This is a genomic window from Leptospira terpstrae serovar Hualin str. LT 11-33 = ATCC 700639, assembly GCF_000332495.1.
GTDB lineage: Bacteria > Spirochaetota > Leptospiria > Leptospirales > Leptospiraceae > Leptospira_A > Leptospira_A terpstrae.
Map to the genome: position 1 here is coordinate 261,396 of NZ_AOGW02000018.1, position 18,870 is coordinate 280,265.

The 18,870-nt window shown below is 38.0% G+C and carries 15 protein-coding genes; 12 read left to right on the forward strand and 3 right to left on the reverse strand.

Annotated features, from left to right (window positions below; all coding sequences use genetic code 11):
* Nucleotides 1-121 precede the first annotated feature (121 nt).
* Nucleotides 122-2,887 (forward strand): transcription elongation factor GreA, encoded by a 2,766-nt coding sequence (gene greA / locus LEP1GSC203_RS17415; RefSeq protein WP_002975464.1) that lies wholly within the window; start codon nucleotides 122-124, stop codon nucleotides 2,885-2,887.
* Here the strand turns inward: greA and LEP1GSC203_RS17420 are convergent.
* Nucleotides 2,860-4,671, reverse strand: coding sequence for a peptidase M23 (locus LEP1GSC203_RS17420; protein ID WP_039938338.1), 1,812 nt, complete (start codon nucleotides 4,669-4,671; stop codon nucleotides 2,860-2,862). The two genes, greA and LEP1GSC203_RS17420, sit on opposite strands and share 28 nt — an antisense overlap.
* Nucleotides 4,672-4,794: 123 nt before the next feature.
* Between LEP1GSC203_RS17420 and LEP1GSC203_RS17425 the strand changes: the two genes are divergently transcribed.
* From LEP1GSC203_RS17425 to LEP1GSC203_RS17455, 7 genes are all read left to right on the forward strand, one after another.
* Nucleotides 4,795-5,346: an LPS assembly lipoprotein LptE gene (locus tag LEP1GSC203_RS17425; protein ID WP_002975335.1), complete on the forward strand. Its 552-nt coding sequence runs from the start codon at nucleotides 4,795-4,797 to the stop codon at nucleotides 5,344-5,346.
* 65 nt (nucleotides 5,347-5,411) lie between these two features.
* Nucleotides 5,412-5,849: a Fur family transcriptional regulator gene (locus LEP1GSC203_RS17430; RefSeq protein WP_051012788.1), complete on the forward strand. Its 438-nt coding sequence runs from the start codon at nucleotides 5,412-5,414 to the stop codon at nucleotides 5,847-5,849.
* The gene (gene tgt / locus LEP1GSC203_RS17435; protein ID WP_002975522.1) at nucleotides 5,849-6,964 is read left to right on the forward strand and encodes a tRNA guanosine(34) transglycosylase Tgt; all 1,116 of its coding nucleotides are present in this window, start codon (nucleotides 5,849-5,851) and stop codon (nucleotides 6,962-6,964) included. Before LEP1GSC203_RS17430 ends, tgt begins: the two co-directional genes overlap by 1 nt.
* Nucleotides 6,965-7,057: 93 nt before the next feature.
* Nucleotides 7,058-7,393 carry an STAS domain-containing protein gene (locus LEP1GSC203_RS17440; RefSeq protein WP_002975418.1) on the forward strand — a complete coding sequence of 112 codons (336 nt, stop codon included), beginning with the start codon at nucleotides 7,058-7,060 and terminating at the stop codon, nucleotides 7,391-7,393.
* A gap of 64 nt (nucleotides 7,394-7,457) precedes the next feature.
* A complete protein-coding gene (locus LEP1GSC203_RS17445) occupies nucleotides 7,458-8,858 on the forward strand; it encodes a lipoprotein LipL71 (RefSeq protein WP_002975257.1) in 1,401 nt (466 codons plus the stop codon).
* 73 nt (nucleotides 8,859-8,931) lie between these two features.
* Nucleotides 8,932-9,795 carry a carboxylating nicotinate-nucleotide diphosphorylase gene (nadC, locus tag LEP1GSC203_RS17450; protein ID WP_002975514.1) on the forward strand — a complete coding sequence of 288 codons (864 nt, stop codon included), beginning with the start codon at nucleotides 8,932-8,934 and terminating at the stop codon, nucleotides 9,793-9,795.
* Nucleotides 9,795-11,849: a RelA/SpoT family protein gene (locus LEP1GSC203_RS17455; protein ID WP_002975409.1), complete on the forward strand. Its 2,055-nt coding sequence runs from the start codon at nucleotides 9,795-9,797 to the stop codon at nucleotides 11,847-11,849. The genes nadC and LEP1GSC203_RS17455 overlap by 1 nt, the downstream gene beginning before the upstream one ends.
* On the opposite strand, the gene LEP1GSC203_RS17460 is transcribed toward LEP1GSC203_RS17455, so the two are convergent.
* Nucleotides 11,839-13,167, reverse strand: a complete 1,329-nt coding sequence (locus LEP1GSC203_RS17460) for an alpha-amylase family glycosyl hydrolase (RefSeq protein WP_002975475.1) — start codon at nucleotides 13,165-13,167, stop codon at nucleotides 11,839-11,841. The two genes, LEP1GSC203_RS17455 and LEP1GSC203_RS17460, sit on opposite strands and share 11 nt — an antisense overlap.
* Nucleotides 13,168-13,221: 54 nt before the next feature.
* Here LEP1GSC203_RS17460 and LEP1GSC203_RS17465 point away from each other — a divergent pair, with 54 nt between their 5' ends.
* From LEP1GSC203_RS17465 to LEP1GSC203_RS17480, 4 genes are read left to right on the forward strand one after another with little or no spacing between them, the layout of a single operon-like run.
* A complete protein-coding gene (locus LEP1GSC203_RS17465; RefSeq protein ID WP_408605607.1) occupies nucleotides 13,222-15,069 on the forward strand; it encodes an extracellular solute-binding protein in 1,848 nt (615 codons plus the stop codon).
* Between the two features lie 31 nt (nucleotides 15,070-15,100).
* A complete protein-coding gene (locus tag LEP1GSC203_RS17470) occupies nucleotides 15,101-16,162 on the forward strand; it encodes a hypothetical protein (RefSeq protein ID WP_232225940.1) in 1,062 nt (353 codons plus the stop codon).
* A 3-nt stretch (nucleotides 16,163-16,165) separates the two neighbouring features.
* The gene (locus LEP1GSC203_RS17475; RefSeq protein ID WP_002975502.1) at nucleotides 16,166-17,719 is read left to right on the forward strand and encodes a hypothetical protein; all 1,554 of its coding nucleotides are present in this window, start codon (nucleotides 16,166-16,168) and stop codon (nucleotides 17,717-17,719) included.
* 5 nt (nucleotides 17,720-17,724) lie between these two features.
* A complete protein-coding gene (locus LEP1GSC203_RS17480; protein ID WP_002975304.1) occupies nucleotides 17,725-18,465 on the forward strand; it encodes a polyphenol oxidase family protein in 741 nt (246 codons plus the stop codon).
* On the opposite strand, the gene LEP1GSC203_RS17485 is transcribed toward LEP1GSC203_RS17480, so the two are convergent.
* Nucleotides 18,446-18,856, reverse strand: coding sequence for a response regulator (locus LEP1GSC203_RS17485; protein ID WP_002975225.1), 411 nt, complete (start codon nucleotides 18,854-18,856; stop codon nucleotides 18,446-18,448). The two genes, LEP1GSC203_RS17480 and LEP1GSC203_RS17485, sit on opposite strands and share 20 nt — an antisense overlap.
* Nucleotides 18,857-18,870: the final 14 nt, after the last annotated feature.

An 18,870-nucleotide genomic window follows, 5' to 3' on the forward strand; every position in this document is an offset into this window, starting at 1 on the left:
GGACCTAGAAAATGAACTCTAGGACTGTTCTTTTCGCGGATTCATCGCTAAATTTACCGTAACAACTTTATAGGAACTATGAACACCCTTTATTGGAAATACGAAGAGGGAGATTCTTTTCATGCCTGATACTATTACCGAAGACAAATCAAACAAAATCGCCGACAACGACAAACTAACACCTCTCTTTAATGAGGAAATTTATGTGCGTGCTGATGCTGGAACGGTTCCCGTTTCCAAATTCAAAATCTTTGACGATGTCATTGATGCATATAAGGCAGAAAATCGTTTAGCGGAAGCTAAACAAAAAATTGAAGACCATTTCAAAGAACATCCTGAGTCTATCTCCGCCAAATATATGTTAATGATTATTTCTTTCATGGAAGATTCCATGGGAGACGCAAATTTGGTGAAGAGCATTTTGGATTCTTTCAAAGCTCATGCAAAATGGACTATCATTGAATACATTACTGATTCTATTTTAAGATTTGGAGATCATAGATTGGCACTCCGTGTGAAAGCGGAAGCACTTGACAAACTCAAGAAAAACAAAGAACTCAAAGTGGTTCTTGAAAAACTTGCCAAACAAGATCGCAAAAACCCAGAGATTGCTAAGAAGTATGGCTTTTCCATTATGGAAGAGGACAAACCAAAAGCAATTTCCTATCTCAAACTTGCAGTTGAGATGTATGCAAAGAACAAAGAATACGTTCAGATGGAGGAAATTTGGCCTACCATCGTTCAAAACAACTACGAGGACGTTTCCTTCTTCGATAAAATTGAACGTATCCTTCTGGGACAAAGAGAAAAAACACGATTAGTGGGTCTTCTTTATCCAATCGTTGAACCATTCAAAGCAATGGAAGATTGGGACCATGTCATCTACTTCTTAAAAAAGATTTTAGAACATGAAGCGGCTTCACAGAAAGCAAGAAACGAACTCATTCGCGCTTACAAACAAAAATACACGGCACACTCACTTCTTGAAGACTTCTTAAAAATGAGTGAGCTTGGAAATAACCGTAAACCGGTGAAACTTTGTATCACCAACTTTGAAAGAAATATCGTATTTGATACTGGTAACTATGTAATGCATAGAAACTGGGGTGTAGGTAAAATTACATCCATCTCCCAAACCGGAGATTCTATCTTTGTTGATTTTGAAGAAAAGAAAGACCATAAACTTTCCATCCAAATGGCCATCACTTCTTTAAAACCATTGAAGAAAGATCATATTTGGGTACAACATTACGAAGACAAAAATGGAATCAACACCATGTTTGCTGAGAACTTACCTGAGTTCTTAAAACAACTTCTGAAATCTTACGACAACCGAATGATCATTGGCGATATGAAGAACGAATTAATCGGAACCTTCTTAAAAGCTGATGAGTGGTCCAAGTGGTGGGCGAAAGTGAAGTCGGTTCTTAAAAAAGAAGCCAACATCGGAATGAATCCTAAGAAAAAGGATGAGGTGGTGTATCATGAAAAACCGATCACTCACTCAGAAACTTTAACTCAGAAATTCCAAGCTACTAGTGATACAAATAAAAAATTGGAAATCGCTATGGAGGCTGTGCGTGATGCAGATGAAGCCGCAGAAGCAGGTGATTTTTTCATCTCTCATTACGGTGAAGAAGAGACGGCAAGAGATTCGGTTCGTAAACTTTCGGCTTACTTATATTTAGAAGAAGCTAGTAAGGCGTGGCCTACAGAAGAATTTTCTCATAAGATCCGTGAACAAGAGTTAACAACTCTCATCCAATCCTTATCTAAAGAAGAAGCTCTGAAGATTTCCAAAGCATTGGAAAACACAGATATCAAAAAAGGATTTAAGGATCTCATTCGTTCCTACCATCCGGAAGCCATCAATATCCTCATTGGTCTTCTTTTTGAAGTTCCAGTAAAGGTAAACCGCTCTGTTTTCCAAAACTTAGTGGCAGATGAAAAGTTTGCTGAACTCAATTTGTTCGTAGAAACAGTTTCTAACAAATCGAAAGAAAATCCCGAGGTTTTCCTTTGGGTTGCCAAATCTATCTTATCTCATACTTGGAAGTTTGATTGGCTGAAAGTCAGTGAAGAAGATTTAGTACTTCGAGTGTTCCGTATTCTAAAACCACTTGCGAAGATTGAAGACAAAGGGACTAAACTCAAAAACCAAGCCATGGATATTCTTTTCGGAAAGGACAATAGCCTTCTCAGAGACATTCTAACCAACGCAGACGATGAGTATGTTCGTAAACTTTTTGCTCTTTTCAAAGAAGTTCCTTATGTAACTGATTTAGAAAAAGATCAACTTTATGTTCTTATCAACGAACTCAAACCAAACATTGTTTGGGATGAATACGATTCAGAAGAAGATGCTGATGATGATCCATTGGCTAACCTTCCAAACGATGTAGTGTTAGTGACTCGTCGTGCATTCAACGCTAAAAAACTAGAATTTGAACACCTTGTGAACGTAGAGATGGCAGAGAACTCTCGTGATATCGGTGAGGCCCAAGAGAAAGGGGACTTACGAGAAAACGCAGAATACAAAGCCGCTATGGAAAAACAATCTCAGTTACAAGCAGCCATCAAACGTTTGGAAGCTGAATTAAAAAGTGCAAGGATTCTTGACCTTAGTGATGTTAAAACTGAGAAAGTGGGAATCGGAACTACAGTTCGTTTGAAAAACAAACAAACGGGCGAAGTGGTGACTTATTCTATCCTTGGTGCCTGGGATGCGGATACTGAAAGAAATATCATTTCTTACCAATCTCCGCTCGCAAAATCATTACTCGGAAAACATTCTGGAAACGAAGCAACACTTGTCTTTGGTTCTACAGAAACTGTTTACGAAGTATTGGATATTGCTCGTTATTCCATGACAGGACAAGAGGCCTGAAGTTCTTCATTCCAACCACTAGTAGAGATTAAATCCACAAACGGTTCGGAAACATTTCCGGCGAAATCGAAGGCCTTAGCTTCCAAAAGAAGATAAGGCCTTTCTTTTTGTAGGCTCTTCGGAATAAGGACTCGGATAGCACGTCTATCAGGATCGTATTCGTAGGGATAAGTCTGTCCATCTAGTGTGAGTTCTACACTGGTTCGAAATCCACTTCCTACATCCCCTATGACATAGAACCTTTCTTCAAAACATTGGTTTCTAACTTCGGGAAGTTCAATGTAGCGAGCAAGGGAGGTCATAGGAAAAATGGTTGGAGGGGTTTCATCCGACAAAACCATAACAAACCCAAGTTTGGTGAGTTTAAAACTAAACCCGTTTGATTTTCGTTTATGGGTAATGGACTGGAATTTTTGAATAGATGAATCATAAAAGTAGAGTGAGTCTTTTGTAGTAGGCGTATAACCAAGGTTCCATTCTCCTAGTCCCTCTCCTTTCCAACTCATTTTTTTTGTATCTAATTGATAGATTTTTCCTTTAAGAGGAAGTCCTGCTGGAATTTTGAAAGGAATGTCTTTTTCGTTTCTTTCGGTAATGAGAAGAGTTCCTTCTCCAGAAACCTCAGTTTTGGATAAGTCCAGGCTAATCTTGCCATCCAGAGAGTTGTATTTATTTCCATTCTTTTGGTTTTTGGAAACCTGTTTTGGATCTGTTTCGTTTTTCTCATGTATCACTGTAAAAAAAACTGAAGATTTGTTTCCTGTGGCATCACGTAGGCATACTTCGAGTTGTAATCGTTCTTTAGGTTGGTATCCATCCAAATCTATAGAAAACCCTTCTTCTTTAAAGTTTTTGGACTGTTCATACATATGATAAAAATACACAGGTGGAGATAGTGAAGACCGATTGATATCGTAAAACTGGTGTTTTTTGGACCCATCTTCATAAGCTAAAAAATCGAAATTGCGACTAAAGATAGATTTTCCATTTAGAAATAAATCCATTCCATACACATTATTTTTGTTCCGAGAACGAATGAAATCATACCCACTCAAACGAATGCGAACCTTACCCGTAAGTGTTATGGATTCAAACAATTCCCCAGTTTCTGAATACAAATCATACTTACCCTTCGATTTTTCTTTTGCAGTGAAAAGGATGGGTTTTTCTAGATTGTCTCCTTCTAAATACATGGAAAGGATTGTGGGTGGTGTGGTATCTTTTTGGTGTATTTCAGGAAAGTAAAGTGGATTGATATTTCCCTTTTCTGACCGGAATTCTAAGTGGAGGTGAGAAATTCCAGATCCAGATTCTCCTGTTTTTCCGAGTGAAGTTCCTTTTTTGGCAGCAAACATTCCGGGAGGGAGTTTTAATTGGAATCCACTTGGGTCTCCCATCAAAAGCACTGCTCTTCTCAGAAGTTCTAAATCATACAAACTACCGCCAAAGGAATGTAAGTGGGCGTATTTTGATTTTAATTTGTATTTAGGGCTGTAAAGATTGAGGGAAAGACCATACCCTGTTTTAGAATAACTGATTTCTTCAATATAACCATCAAACGTAGCTAAGATGCTATGTCCATTGAGACCATACGATTTAAAATCGGATCCTAAATGTAAGTTGTGGTTTCGAATTTCCGCAAAGGTTCCAGAGACAGGTGAGTAGTAGGGAAGGGGAAACCCCACCTCATCTAAAGGGATGTCAGGAATTTTGGATTGTCCCCATAGAGCCAGAGGGCTAAAGCAAACTAGGATTGTAAAAGTACGAAGAAGAGAGATCTCCATGGGAGAATGAGAATTCAACCACTTCCTTTGTCATGCCTTTCCCGAAATCTAGAGAATTTCCCTTCGTTTCGATTCCCTTGACAAACTAGACTTCGGACTTAAGATGACAGGGAACATTTCCGTATGAAACAAGGCATTGTATTCTTTTTCCTATTTGTCATCTCTGGTTGTGCCTTTTTATCGAAGGAACCAGGCAGGCCACCTAAAATTGATGGAGTTCCTGTCCCTGATTCGAAACGTTTGATCTACATCCAAAATGTGAGAAACAATACTTACTCGCCAGGTATGCACACTCGCCTCACTCAGATGATTATGGAAGAAATTGACCGGCGAGGACGGTTGATCACCACACGCGAAAAAACTCTCGCGAAATACCGGTTGTATGCGGAGATTGTCCACTACCAACAGGTAGGAGATCTTATGGATCTTGCTGACAGACAAATTACCTCGGAGTTATTTGTAGTCACTCGTGTGGAAATTATAGAAGCGGAGACGGGAAATAAAATCGCTATGGAACGCAGCGAAATTCCTGGACGAGTCCATTTTTCTACGCAAATTGGATTTCGGGAATCAGAATTGGAAGCTCAAAATCGCCTACTTCGGGTGATGGCGCTTCGAATTGCAGAAGAATCAGAAAGAGCTTGGTATTATTCTCTTTCTGGAATTTTGAATTAAGTTGAATCATTAGGAGATAAACCTTGCAAAACGATCCTATTTCCAGCGACGACACAAAAAAAGAGATGCTAGCTTTCGAGGAGTATCTCAAAGAAAAAGGGCTCAAAATCACAAACCAACGTTTGTTAGTTGCTCAGAAGATATTTTCTTCACATAATCATTTTACTGCTGAAGGTCTTTTGGATGAATTAAAAGACAATAAGGATCGTATTTCCAAAGCAACCATCTACCGAATCCTAGCTATTATGGTGGAAGCAGGCTTACTTGAGGAACACGATTTTGGCAAAGATTATAAATACTACGAACATATCATCGGCCACGAACATCATGACCATATCATTTGTATGCAATGTGGTCGTATCGTTGAGTTCATAGATGAAAGAATTGAAGAACTACAGAACAAAGCTGCTTCTGAAAATGGATTTACGATTACTGGACATAGTTTGAATATTTTTGGCAATTGTTTGAATTTTGCAACTTGCGAACATAAAATCAAAAAATAGTGCCTTCTATTTTTAAAGAAAGATCGAAAGACGCCGGCTCCTTTGCAAGGACCGGTACCCTTCATTTAAATGGAATTCAAATCGAAACTCCGATCTTTATGCCGGTGGGGACAAGAGGGAGTATCAAATCTCTCTCCTCTGCAGACATTGATGAATTGGGTTATAACTTAATTCTTGCCAATACCTACCACTTATATCTAAAACCTGGCAAAGAAGTATTAGATCATTTCCATGGTCTAAAAAAATTCATGTCCTACAAACGTGCCTTACTTACCGATTCCGGTGGTTTCCAAGTCTTTAGTCTTGCCAGTCTCTTTAAATTTGAAGAAGACGGAGTTCGGTTTCAGTCCCATATTGATGGAAGCCATCATAAGTTCACACCGGCTTCTGTCATTGATATGCAAAGATCTATTGGATCTGATATTATGATGGTTCTTGACGATTGTGCTCCTTATGGAAGTGATCTCGGACGATTGGAATTAGCCCTAGACAGAACGCATCGCTGGGCTAAAGAATCATACGAATATTGGATGGAAAAGCCCAATGGTCAGAATGTTTTCCCGATTGTTCAGGGGGGAGTCAATGAATCTCTTAGAAAACGAAGTTTAGATACATTACAAAATATTGATTTTCCAGGAATTGCCATTGGGGGACTTAGTGTTGGGGAACCGAGGCCCGAATACATTCGAATTTTGGAATGTATGGCGCCTTATTTTGACCAGGCGCGTCCTCGTTATCTTATGGGTGTAGGAACCGTTGTAGACATCCTGGAAGGTGTTAAGAATGGAGTGGACATGTTCGACTGTGTGTTGCCTACAAGGAACGCTAGAAACGGCCAAGTCTTCACCTCTTTTGGCAAACTCAATTTAAGAAATGAAATCCATCGATTGGCTGATGGTCCCATTGATCCAGAGTGTGGGTGTAAAGTTTGCACAACATATAGTCTTGGCTACATCCGCCATTTACATAAAGTGAAGGAATTGACTGCTTTTTCGCTCTCAACGTATCATAATTTATATTTTATGCAAAGCTTCATGGAAAAGATGCGAAAGTCCATAGAAATAGGCAATTTTCAGGGTTTTTATGACCATTGGAAAAATTTGTTTGGTAGCTAAAATTATTAGGTTGACGTATCTCTTTTTTTTGAATGCAATTGTACCGTCATTTCTACATTGATTGTAGCTTCATTGAGGAGTCTCTAGACACACATGGAAATCACCAGAAGGGAAAAAGATAAAATCGTAGTCCTCGATATTAACGGGGAAATCGACCTTTATAACGCGCCTGAGATCAAGGATGTAATCGCCAAATTGATCGAAGAACAAAAGTATTGCATCGTCATCAATCTCGAGAAGGTTTCCTACATCGACTCTTCCGGAATTGGAGCTTTAATTTCAAGTTTGTCCAACTTGAAGAAATACCAAGGTGGGCTTAAAATCATCAACGTGGCTGGTTCAGTTCGTAAAGTATTTGAACTTACAAAGTTGACTTCATTTTTTGAAATTTTCGACAGCGAAGACGAAGCCGTCACTGCTTTCAAGTAAAAGGGGAAGCGTATTTGCGCTTCTCTCTTACAAAATCCCCCGAAGAAAAATTAAGGAGTTTGTTATGTTAAGAAAGGAAAAGACAGCAGTCTTTCTCTCTGGATTGGTATTGTTTTCTATTGGATTTGTTAATTGTGCACAAGAACTTCCAGTGAAAGAACTTGCTCTCGCAAAATCTCAAGTTGAAAGAGCCGAAAGACTTTCTGCAGAAGAATATGCACCCGAAGAGTTTTCTGAGGCTAAAAAAAGTTTAATTTCTGCAAACGAATTTGCATCGCAAGAAAATGCATCTGACTCTAAGAAGAATGCAGATTATGCCATTTCTAAAGCTTATGATGCTTTGGAAAAAACTCTTCCAAAACTTGCTGCAAAATCTCGAGAAGAAGCAGTAACTGCTATCGATGCAGCTGATGAAGCTTATGCTTCTGAATACACTCCTGAAGAATTTAAAAAAGCGGTAACGGCTCGTGATGCTGGGGAAACTAAGTTAGCACAAGCGGATGCAAGTCTTGCTTCTTATTTACGGGAAGATAAAGACGAAACTGCAAAAGAATTAAAACGTACTGTTGCTTTACAAGAATATGAAGATGCTCATAATCATTTTGTTGAGGCAGCTAAAATTAGCCAAGATGCAAAAAAAGTGGCCTTGGACCGCTCAGGATCCATTCGCCAATCTGCCGATGAAGTAGACGCAGTATTAGAAAAAGCTTATACTTATTCGAAAGGGGGTAACCCTGCCATTGATGAAGAAAAAGCAAGAGTTGCTTCTGCTCGCGAAGACATTGCTGCAGGTCGATTGAAAACTGCTGACGAAAAGATTAAAACAGCTCGTTTGGCTTCTGCTTCTATCTTAAAAACGGCAGTCCAAGATCATGCAAAAAACCGCAACTTACAAGCTAAGGAAGTTGTTGAAGATGCCAATGCACGTTTTGGAGAGCTCAATGCAGAGACTTATCTTAAATCCAATGCGAAAGAATCTTATGCAAGTACTCAAGAAAATTTAGGTGCTTCTAACGAATCTCTGCAAGCTTCTGGTAATCTTTTAGAACAAGAAAAGTATGATGATTCTATTGCTCAGTCGGAAGAAGCGATTCGTTTGGCAGAGATCTCCATTGACCAAATCGAAACTTTAAAGGGAAAAACTACTGTTGCGAAAAAAGACCGCACGGCAGTGGAAACTGACACTACAAAAAAGACAACTACTGAGGAAGGGGATAAACCTGCTTCTTCTCAAGTAGAAGAACTTTCTGGTGGTTGGAAACGTTACACTGTAGAAAAGTCAAACCCAGCAGATTGCCTTTGGAGAATTGCAGATAGAGAAGATATCTATAGCGATGCAAAACTTTGGCCTAGAATTTTTGAAGCCAATCGTAAATCGATTCGCAACAAAAATCTAATTTATCCAAAACAAAAATTGAATATCCCTCCAAAAACAGGGAAAATCGGAAACGCTCCTAAACAATAAACAATGTTTAGGTGACTCAAATAAAAAAGCTGTCGTAAGGGCAGCTTTTTTTTTGTCTAAAGAATAGGACCATATGATAAGAGGATACACAACTCCTGTAACGGAAATCACGGAAAAAGACTTTGAAGCATTAGTTCATTTGGCTTTGGAGGAAGACCTACCTTCTGGTGATATTACCACAGATTCTCTCTTTTCTATAGAGGATTTATGTAAGGCAGAACTTTTGGCAAAGGAAGATGGTGTATTGTGCGGCCTTGCAGTTTTACCTTGCCTCATCCGAAAAACCAATGCCAATGTGGTCTGGAAACCCATTCTCACTGATGGGGCCCCGCTTTCAAAGGGAACTATCATCGGATCTTTGGAAGGTTCTCTTGTCTCCGTTTTGAAAATGGAACGAATTCTTTTGAATTTTATCCAATACCTTTCTGGAATTGCAACAAATGCTAGTAAGGTGGCAAAAGAGTTTCCCGATCTTCTTATTTTAGATACCAGAAAAACATTGCCTGGCTATCGTAAACTTGCCAAGTATGCAGTGTATACTGGAGGTGGTGCCAACCACCGATTGAATTTGTCTGAAATGGCAATGCTTAAGGACAATCATGTAGCAAAAGCAGGATCTATCCAATCCGCTGTACAAATTGTTCGAAATGCTAATCCAGGAAAAAAAATAGAACTAGAAATCGATGGTCTATCACAATTGGATGAAGCTATGAGCTCTAATCCCGATATTATTTTGTTAGATAATTTTTCTGATTCTGATACGGAAAAAGCAATAGAAAGAATCAAAGGAAATTCGCCTCAAATTCGAATTGAATGTTCTGGTGGGATCACACCAGAAAAGTTAAAGTTTCTTTCTAGGTTTCAGGATATTGGTGTAAGTATGGGTTATTTAACGCATACTGTAAAGTTTTTGGATATAAGTTTGGATATCAAATAATGGGATTATACCAAGACATTAAAGATAAACGGGAGTTATTCGAAGCAGTCCAGAAAAGATTGGGGCCAGAAAAAGCCACATTTATTGAAAAAGCCTACAACATTGCAGACAAAATGCATGAGGGGCAAAAACGTTTGTCTGGCGAACCATACATCATCCATCCTATGAATGTTGCCTCTGTCCTTGATGAACTGGGGTTAGATGAAAGAGCAATTGCGGCAGGTCTTTTGCACGATGTGGTGGAAGATACTAGTTATAGCAAAGAGGATATGGCTCGTGAATTTGGAGAAGATATCGCAGCACTTGTAGAAGGTGTAACGAAAATTTCTGAAATCAAATCGCAATCAAAAGAAACAGAAGCCGCAGAAAATATCCGAAAGATGTTACTTGCTACGATTAAAGATGTGCGAGTGATGCTAATCAAATTAGCTGATAAAACTCATAATGTTCGAACTTTAAAATTCCAACCTGAAGAAAAACAAAAACGAATCGCAAAAGAAGTCCTGTCCTTATACGCACCCATTGCGGGTAGGCTTGGCGTTTATAAAGTTAAGTTTGAGTTAGAAGATTTGGCTTTCCAATCTTTGCACCCGGAAGAATACCAAGAGATCAAAAAACGTGTGTCTGCCAAAAAATCAGAACGCGATGAATATATTGAAAAGATAAAAATAATCCTTAAACAAAGATTAGCTGAGATTAGTATTGATGCTCGGATTGATGGACGGGCGAAACATTTTTATTCGATCTATCGAAAGATGGTGACCAAAGAAAAATCATTTTCGGAAATCTTTGATCTGCGGGCTGTACGTATCATAACCAATGAAATCAAGGATTGTTACGGAGTTCTTGGAATTGTTCATACACTTTGGACACCGATCCCAGGTAGGTTTAAAGATTATATCGCGACACCCAAAACGAACTTATACCAGTCCTTACATACAACTGTTTTTGGTCCTGATGGTCGTCCCATGGAAGTCCAGATTCGAACCAAAGATATGAACGCTATCGCAGAAAATGGTGTGGCTGCTCACTGGGCCTATAAAGAATCCACCAACTTATCCAGAACATCAGTCATTTTGCAGAACGGTGTAGAAAATGCCTTCCGGATGAAATGGTTAGAGATTTTAAAATCTTGGCAAGACCCAAGCCTTGATTCGAAAGAATTTATGGAAGAACTTCAATATGATCTCCATGAAGATGAGGTATTTGTTTTTACACCAAAGGGTGAGATCATCGAGATGCCTAAGGGTGCGACTGTACTTGATTACGCTTTCCGAATCCATACTGACGTGGGACTTCATGCACGTGGTGGGAAGGTCAACGGTCGAATGGTTACACTTCGTACGGAATTGAAATCTGGAGATCAGGTCGAAATTATCACTGAAAAAAGTTCCAAACCTTCACCGATTTGGTTACGAATTGTTAAAACTTCAGGCGCAAGACAGAAGTTACGTGCTTATTTTAGAAAACTACAAGAAGATTCACAAAGAGAAACGATTGGTTCTGTATTGGAAGCATCAACACATACGATTGATGAAAACACCATTAAAGAAATCAAAAAAGTAAAAATCAAAAAACCTAACAAGGCACACCCACACCAGGAAGAATCCAAAGAGTTTGGCATTTCTGTGGCTGGTTGGAATGATGTACCTGTTCGTGTTGCATCTTGTTGTACGCCTATCCCAGGGGATGAGATTATTGGATTTATTACCCGTGGTAGAGGAGTGAGTGTCCATAAAAAGGACTGTACCACTGCAACCAAACAACTCGAGTGGATGAAAACTATACCTGTTCGTTGGGAAGGACCAGGGGAACCGATCCCAATTCAAATTGAAGTGCGAGCAAAAGATGTACAGGGAATTTATTTGTCGATGGTGGAATCTATTTCTAGCACAGAAACTAATATTCTGGAAGCTGGGGCTTCATCCCATCCCAATGGAACTCTTACCGCAAAATTTATGTTAGAAGTGGATCATTTGGATCAGCTGAAAGAAATTTTGGAAAACTTGCGTATGATCCAAGGTGTGGTTTTTGCTGAACGAGTTAAAAAATAAACCATTGCACTTGGTTAGGTGCCAATTTGAAGTAAATTCCTTGTTCCGACTTTGTTTGTGAATAACTATCGCCAGTCACAATATCAGTTAACAAAGGTTGGAATTGGATTCCATCTTGGAATGGGATCCAACCAGATGCTTCGAACGTTTGTTCATTCCAAAGGAAAAGTTCTGTTTGGGTTTGAGTTTGGATGGCTTTGATAAAAACAGATTTTCCGTCATATTCTCTGTATTCTGGCCAAAAAAAACAAGAATTGGAATTTCTTTTCGATGAAGTATCAAGGGCTCGTTTGTAAAAATTTTCTGATTTTTCGTTTGTTTCTTCATTGTCAGATTGGATTAATTGGACCGGGATTTTTTGGGAGTACCCTAACTCTTGTCCGGCGTGGAATAAAACAATACAATCCGTTGAACAAAGTAAACTAAAATAGGAATGAGAAATTTCACCAAATTGGTTTTTGGCTCTATCTTCGTCGTGATTTTCTAAAAATTCAATTTTTTTTAATTCAGAATTTTTTCTAAGGTTCTCAGAAACAAAAGCATAATTTTGATTTTTAAATGCATCATACATAGACTTATCATAACTGGCATTAAATCCTAAACTGAGAAGTCTATCCTCCAATCCCCAATAGGCCTCCGCATAAAATTTAAAATGGGGGAATTCTACTCGAACGGAATCGATAACACGGCTCCAGTCATAAAAAGATTTTTTCCCATGAGTTTTTTCAAAAACTTCAGGTAGGAGTAACATAGCCATATCGCAACGAACACCATCACATTGTTTGGCGATATTTTTTAATATTTTTATATGTTTTTTTTCCACTTCTGGATTTGAAAAATTCCATTGGATGGTATCGGTCCAACCGTCAAAATAGGGATCTCTTCCATGTACATAATAGTTTCCATTTTTATGTAAAAATGAATTTTTAGATAATACTGATTCGTTTGCGATTAAAAATAAATCAGGATTGGTATCAATAAGCGGGGAGTCGATGGCCATATGGTTTGGCACAAAGTCCAGGATTAGTTTTTTTTCGAATTGTTTTAGCATTGAATAAAAGTTGGTGAAGTCCTTCTCCCTTGTGACAAGGGGGTCAGGTAGGTAATCGAAAATAGAATAGGGTGATCCATAAATATCTTCTAACACTAGGTTTTGTTTTGCGGAGTGGAAGTTTGGTTGTAGTTCCTTCATGGTTTGGGCAATGGTCCTAGATTTGGGGCTATTTTTCCAGACCCCCATGAACCAAAATTCATCTGCCCAAAGAAAGCTAGGGGATTTTTGAAGGTAAAGTAAGAGAGATTCTAATGGTTCTTTCATTTTTGCACAAAAAAGCCTTGAGCCTATCTCGTACAAATGGATTTGATGGAAGGGATGTTTCATAACAAAGTTCAATTACTCAAGTATAGTTCCTCCTTCGGCAAGATAGTTTTGGTTGGTTTGACAGGACTTTTGTCAATGCTCCTTACCTTAAATTGTTCTGAAGAAGATACAAAAGAACCATTGTCTAAGGTAAATGACCTTCCTTGGCAGGGTGATATTGCTTCCATCCCCAATGCGCTTCGTGAGAAAAATCCAGTGGCGGACCCAAAGGCAACGAAAGGTGGAAAGATCAGAGTTTACTCTCATCAGTTTCCAAAATCGTTAAATTATTATTTAGATCAGTTTACCACAACAGCCCGTATCTTTACGAGTTTGTATGAACCACTCACTGGTTATCATCCTCTTACTCTAGAAACCATTCCTCATTTGGCGAGAGATTGGAAGATCTCCCCTGACAAAAAGAAATTTACATTTTACTTGGATTCAAATGCTCGTTGGTCCGATGGCAAACCAGTCACCGCAGATGATGTCATCTTTACTTATGATACGATCATGAATCCAAAAAATGGAACCGCAGTATTTCGTGTTTCCTTATCTCGTTTTTTAAAACCGGTAAAATTGGATGACCTAACCGTTGTTTTTGAGGCAAAAGAAGTTCATTGGAATAACTTTAACGATATTGCTTCTTCCATTTTTATCCTTCCTAAACACCACTTTGAAGGAAAAGATTTCAACAAAGAGAATATGGAATTTCCCGTTGTATCCGGTCCTTACAAAATCACAGAAGTAAAAAAGAATCGTTACATTAAATTGGAAAGAAGAGGGGACTGGTGGCAAAGAGCATATCCTTTCAATGAAGGTCGTAATAATTTTGATCAAATTGTATATAAAGTTTATAACGAAGAAGCCGTAGCTCTCCAAGCATTTAAAAAGGGAGATATTGATATCTATCCTGTTTATTCAGCTTTTGTTTGGGTAGAAGAAGCAAATGGAGAACCTTTTGATAAAAATTGGATCGCAAAACAAAGGATCTTTAATTTAAAACCGATTGGGTTTCAAGGTTGGGCGATGAATTCAAGGCGAGCCATCTTCTCAGACAAACGTGTGAGAGAGGCAATGAACTTACTTGTGGATCGTAAACTTATGATCGATAAACTAGCGTATGGTGAATATGATCCTACTAATAGTTATTATCCTGATTTTTATTTAGGTGGTGAAAAAAATCCGAACCAACCTACTGAATTCAGTATTGAAAAAGCAAGGAAACTACTTGCAGAAGCGGGTTGGAAACCAAATGCAGAAGGAATTTTGGAAAAGGATGGAAAACCTTTTCAGTTTTCTATCCTAGACCGTGATAAAAAAACAGAAAAGTATTTCACTGTGTTTTTGGAGAAAGCAAAGGAAGTCGGAATTCGAGCATCCATTGATACATTAGATTTGGCTGCTTGGAGTGAACGAGTGGACAAATATGATTTTGATATGACTTGGGCTGCTTGGGGATCTGGAATCTTTAAAGATCCTGAATCACAATGGCTTTCTAAATATGCCGAAGAACCAGGACAACCAAACTTACCTGGGTTTAAACTTGCGGAAGTAGACAAACTCATAGAAAAACAAAAAACGGAATTTTCTATCGCCAAACGAAATGAAATTCTAAAACAAATCGATCGTATAGTTTATAAAGAGTATCCATATGTTTTGTTATGGCATTTACCGAGTACAAGACTTTTGTATTGGCAAAAATACGGAGTACCAAATCTCCCATTAGGAAAGTATGGTGATGAAAGTTTTTCTTCTGACTACTGGTGGTATGATGAAGAAAAAGACAAAAAGTTGTCTGAGGCATTGTCCAAAAAAGAAAAATTTACAGAATACGAAGCTGTGGTTCGTTGGAAGTAGAATTTAAATAGTGCAAGAGAAAAAAGGTCCAATTAAGGGGATCCGCGACAAGATCACCCAACTCTGGAGCCAATATCCAAACTGGGGAAAAATTCCTCAGTTTTTGGAGTTATTGGAAAAGGGTCTCGACAAAGAGTTGTTTGTCGACCCCGATAAACAAGAGATCCCCATTCCCATTGAGGATCTCCCTGTTGATGAAGTTTTAAGAAAATCCGGTTTTTTTCGTAATTTTTACGAAAAACTTTTTCCCGTTTCCCATGTGTTTCGAATCACTTACCGATACGATCGGGAATTTTTGGATAACTTTATGCCTCTCTCTCAGGATGGTTATATTGGCAGAGGTTCCTATAAATTTGTTTACAAACTCCCGTGGAACCAAGTGGTAAAAATTGGGAAGTCCAAGTTACCTTCCGATGCAATCTTTGGATCGCTTTTCAAAGAAGTAGGAAGAGATATTACTCGGTTTTTAAAACCAGAGGAGATAGAGTTAAGAGATTTTTTAAAAACCCAAACTTCCCGCGACTCCAAAAAAGATGAAATCGATTTTAAATTCAAACGATTGGGTTTGGAGAGATTACATTATTGGAAATTAAAATCTCTCATTCCTGATTTAGTAGTGCCCACCAGATTTTTTATGGGATTAAGAGTCAGAAACAATCCTTTTGGAATTCCGAATGTAACTCTCACGCCTTGTGACCAACAAACTCTCCTTGCAGGAAAACATCTGAAAGAATTTACAATACGGAATGAAAAATTAGAACAAAATCCAATTTTAAATAAACTATTTCCTAAATGGAAATTGAATTTTGATTCTCATCGGTTTGGAGTGATATCAAAATCCAAACTTAAGAAAATTGCCGTTGATTTCAATCGTGTAATTGAAGTTACCAAATTTTTAGCAGAAGAAGAAAAACTGATCTTTGATATCCATGCTGAAAATATAATCATCACTCTACCCGATTTCGAATTAAAAATTTTCGACTTTCACGTTTTTGATGACTATTTGTATGAACCCTCTGAGGAGAATCCAACTCCAGAGATGGATCATATACTCATCATTGAAGAGTTTATCAAATCATTTGAACTGGATTAATTTATGTTGTCTTTAAAACGAAATTTACCTTCCTTTTATTTACTTTCTTTCCTATTTTTAGCCTTTGGATTTTACCAAGCCTACAAGTGGCAGTGGATCTGTGATGATGCGTATATTAGCTTTGTGTATGCAAGAAATTTATCCGAAGGTTTAGGCCTTGTATTTCATTTGGGTGAAAGGGTCGAAGGATATACTAATTTTCTTTGGACCATTGTTTTATCGTTAGGTGACTTAGTGGGGATTAAACCACAAACTCTATCGATTGGAACGGGAATTTTCTTTTATTTGTCTACGTTGTTTGTTTTTTTTAGAGAAGAGAATCGACTTACACTCGGAAAGGTTTATCCACTTCTAATAGTTCACCTAGCTGTATTTTACCATCTATTTATCTTCGCAACGTCTGGACTTGAGACTTCACTATTTACTTTTCTCATCTGTTTCGGGTTACTATTATGGGAAAAGGAAAGCGACTTTCTTTTTATAGTTTTTTTCCTTTCGGCCCTAGTTCGACCGGAAGGGGCACTCTTTTTATTTCTTGTTTCTTTAGATTGGATTTTTCGTAAAAAGTATTGGAAACCCTTGGCTTTTGGATTTTTGTTTTTATGTTTCCTTGGATTTCGTTATTTTTATTATCAAGACATACTTCCAAATACCTTTTATGCCAAAGGAAATAAAGGGGCTTACTTTTTGCAGGGAATCTATTATTTTCTTTATTTCCTCAAGTCCTACCCTTTATACCTATTAGTAATTTTGATAGCAGGGATTCAAATTTATAAGTCTATTCGTTATCAAAAGGAACTACGGTTTTTATTTTCCTCGGTAATCTTCTATATTCTATATGTTTTTTATGTAGGAGGGGATTTTATGGGGAACCGGTTTTGGATTCCGATTTTACCGTATCTTTCCTATTTAGCATTTCGGCAAATCAGTGAATGGGATTTACATTCTCAAATAGAGTCCAATCAATCTTCTTTATTTACTAATCTTTATGCAAAAAATCGACTTCTAGTTTCTTTTTTCTTTATACTATCAACGGCAGTGTATACGGATCCCTTAAAAATCAAAGGAACTCGTATCCCCGATTGGCATGGAATTGTCGAGGAACGGATGTTTTACGAAAACCATTTGGTTCGGACTGATGGTTATGATTTAGGATCGTTATCTGATTTCAGAGTTGCCTTCTTCGGCGCCCAGGCACATTTCATTTATTTTTTACGTCCTTCCTTTGCCTTTGAAGCAGAATCGGGCCTTACCGATAGGAATTTTGCAAAGAAAAAAGTAGAAACACGTGGGAGGATCGGCCATGAAAGTGAACTTACAAAAAAAGATTTAGATGATCGTAAGATCGATATCTTACTCGACAATCGACTTCATGGAGCTACATTGCCACACGTGCAATACACTTGGAGAACGGTTCCGATTCGCTTTTATGTTTGGAATTATGATCCTAATAAATTTAAAAAGCTCTGTGTTCGGAGTGATTGGAATTGTGATGATCTATATCAAGTTTTTCAAACCAACCATTGGGATCCAAACCAACCAAAATCGTTTGAGTAGAATCAATGAAATTTATACAAGTTTTTTCCACAAACTACGGTAAAGTCCTCTATGGAACCGCTGGCAAACAAAGTTTAGAAAGTTTAAAAGAAAAATATCCAGTGTATCCGAAAAATCCAGAAGGATGGAAAGATTATACCGAAGACTGGGTAAAAAGGGAATGGAAAGTTTCTTCGCCTCAAATCATAACACTAAACCAAGAGCATGGCAATTCGATCCATTTTATTTCTCGGGAATCAAAAATCCTAAATGAACTAATTGTTTTAGAAGGCGATGGATTGTATACAGAATCTGAAAATAGAATTCTATTTGTTCGCACAGCGGATTGTGTGCCAGTCTTTCTTTACTCTAACAAACGACCGTTTGTTGCCATTGTTCATTCTGGTTGGAAAGGAACAAGTCTAGGAATCACAGAACGATTGATTGATGAAACTTTACGTTTGGGTTATGATTTAGAAGAGCTACAATTAGAGATTGGTCCTTACATCCAAAGGTCTGATTACGAAGTAGAGGAAGATGTAGCCGAACATTTTCTTTCTTTAGGGGATGCCGTTTGTCATCCGATAGGACACGGGAAGTTTTTACTAGATGTGGGTCTTGCGATTGAGATGCGAGTGAAGATGCGTTTTCAAAATTTTAATGGAATCAAAAATCTACATACCAATGTATACAGAAGCCCTCTTTACTTTAGCCATAGGGCAAAAGAAGAGGGCCGTAATTTAAACTTTATACTTTGGGAATCTTAAGAAGAGTTTCTTTGATTTTTTCTAGGATTTTTTCTCGTTTGATTGGTTTTACGATATAATCCATTGCTCCATTTTCAAGAAGAGATTTGATCACCGAAGGAGTATTCTCTTCTGATATGAAAAGAATCCTTGGGAGTACACCCATATCTTTCATATCCCAGAAAGCAGCATACCCATCCACCTCAGGCAGGAAAATTTCAATCGTAACAAGATCAATCTGTTGGCGATTGTCTTTATACATTTGTAAAAGTTCTTTTCCCGTTTCGGCAACTCCGATGATTTTGAAACCTTCTGATTCCAAAATCTGTTGGAGTTGTTTGGATTGGAATTTGGAATTCTCTGCTATGAGAATTTGATAAGGTCTGCCTGTCGGTCCGATGCCTGCTTGCATATAGTTCTCCGTAG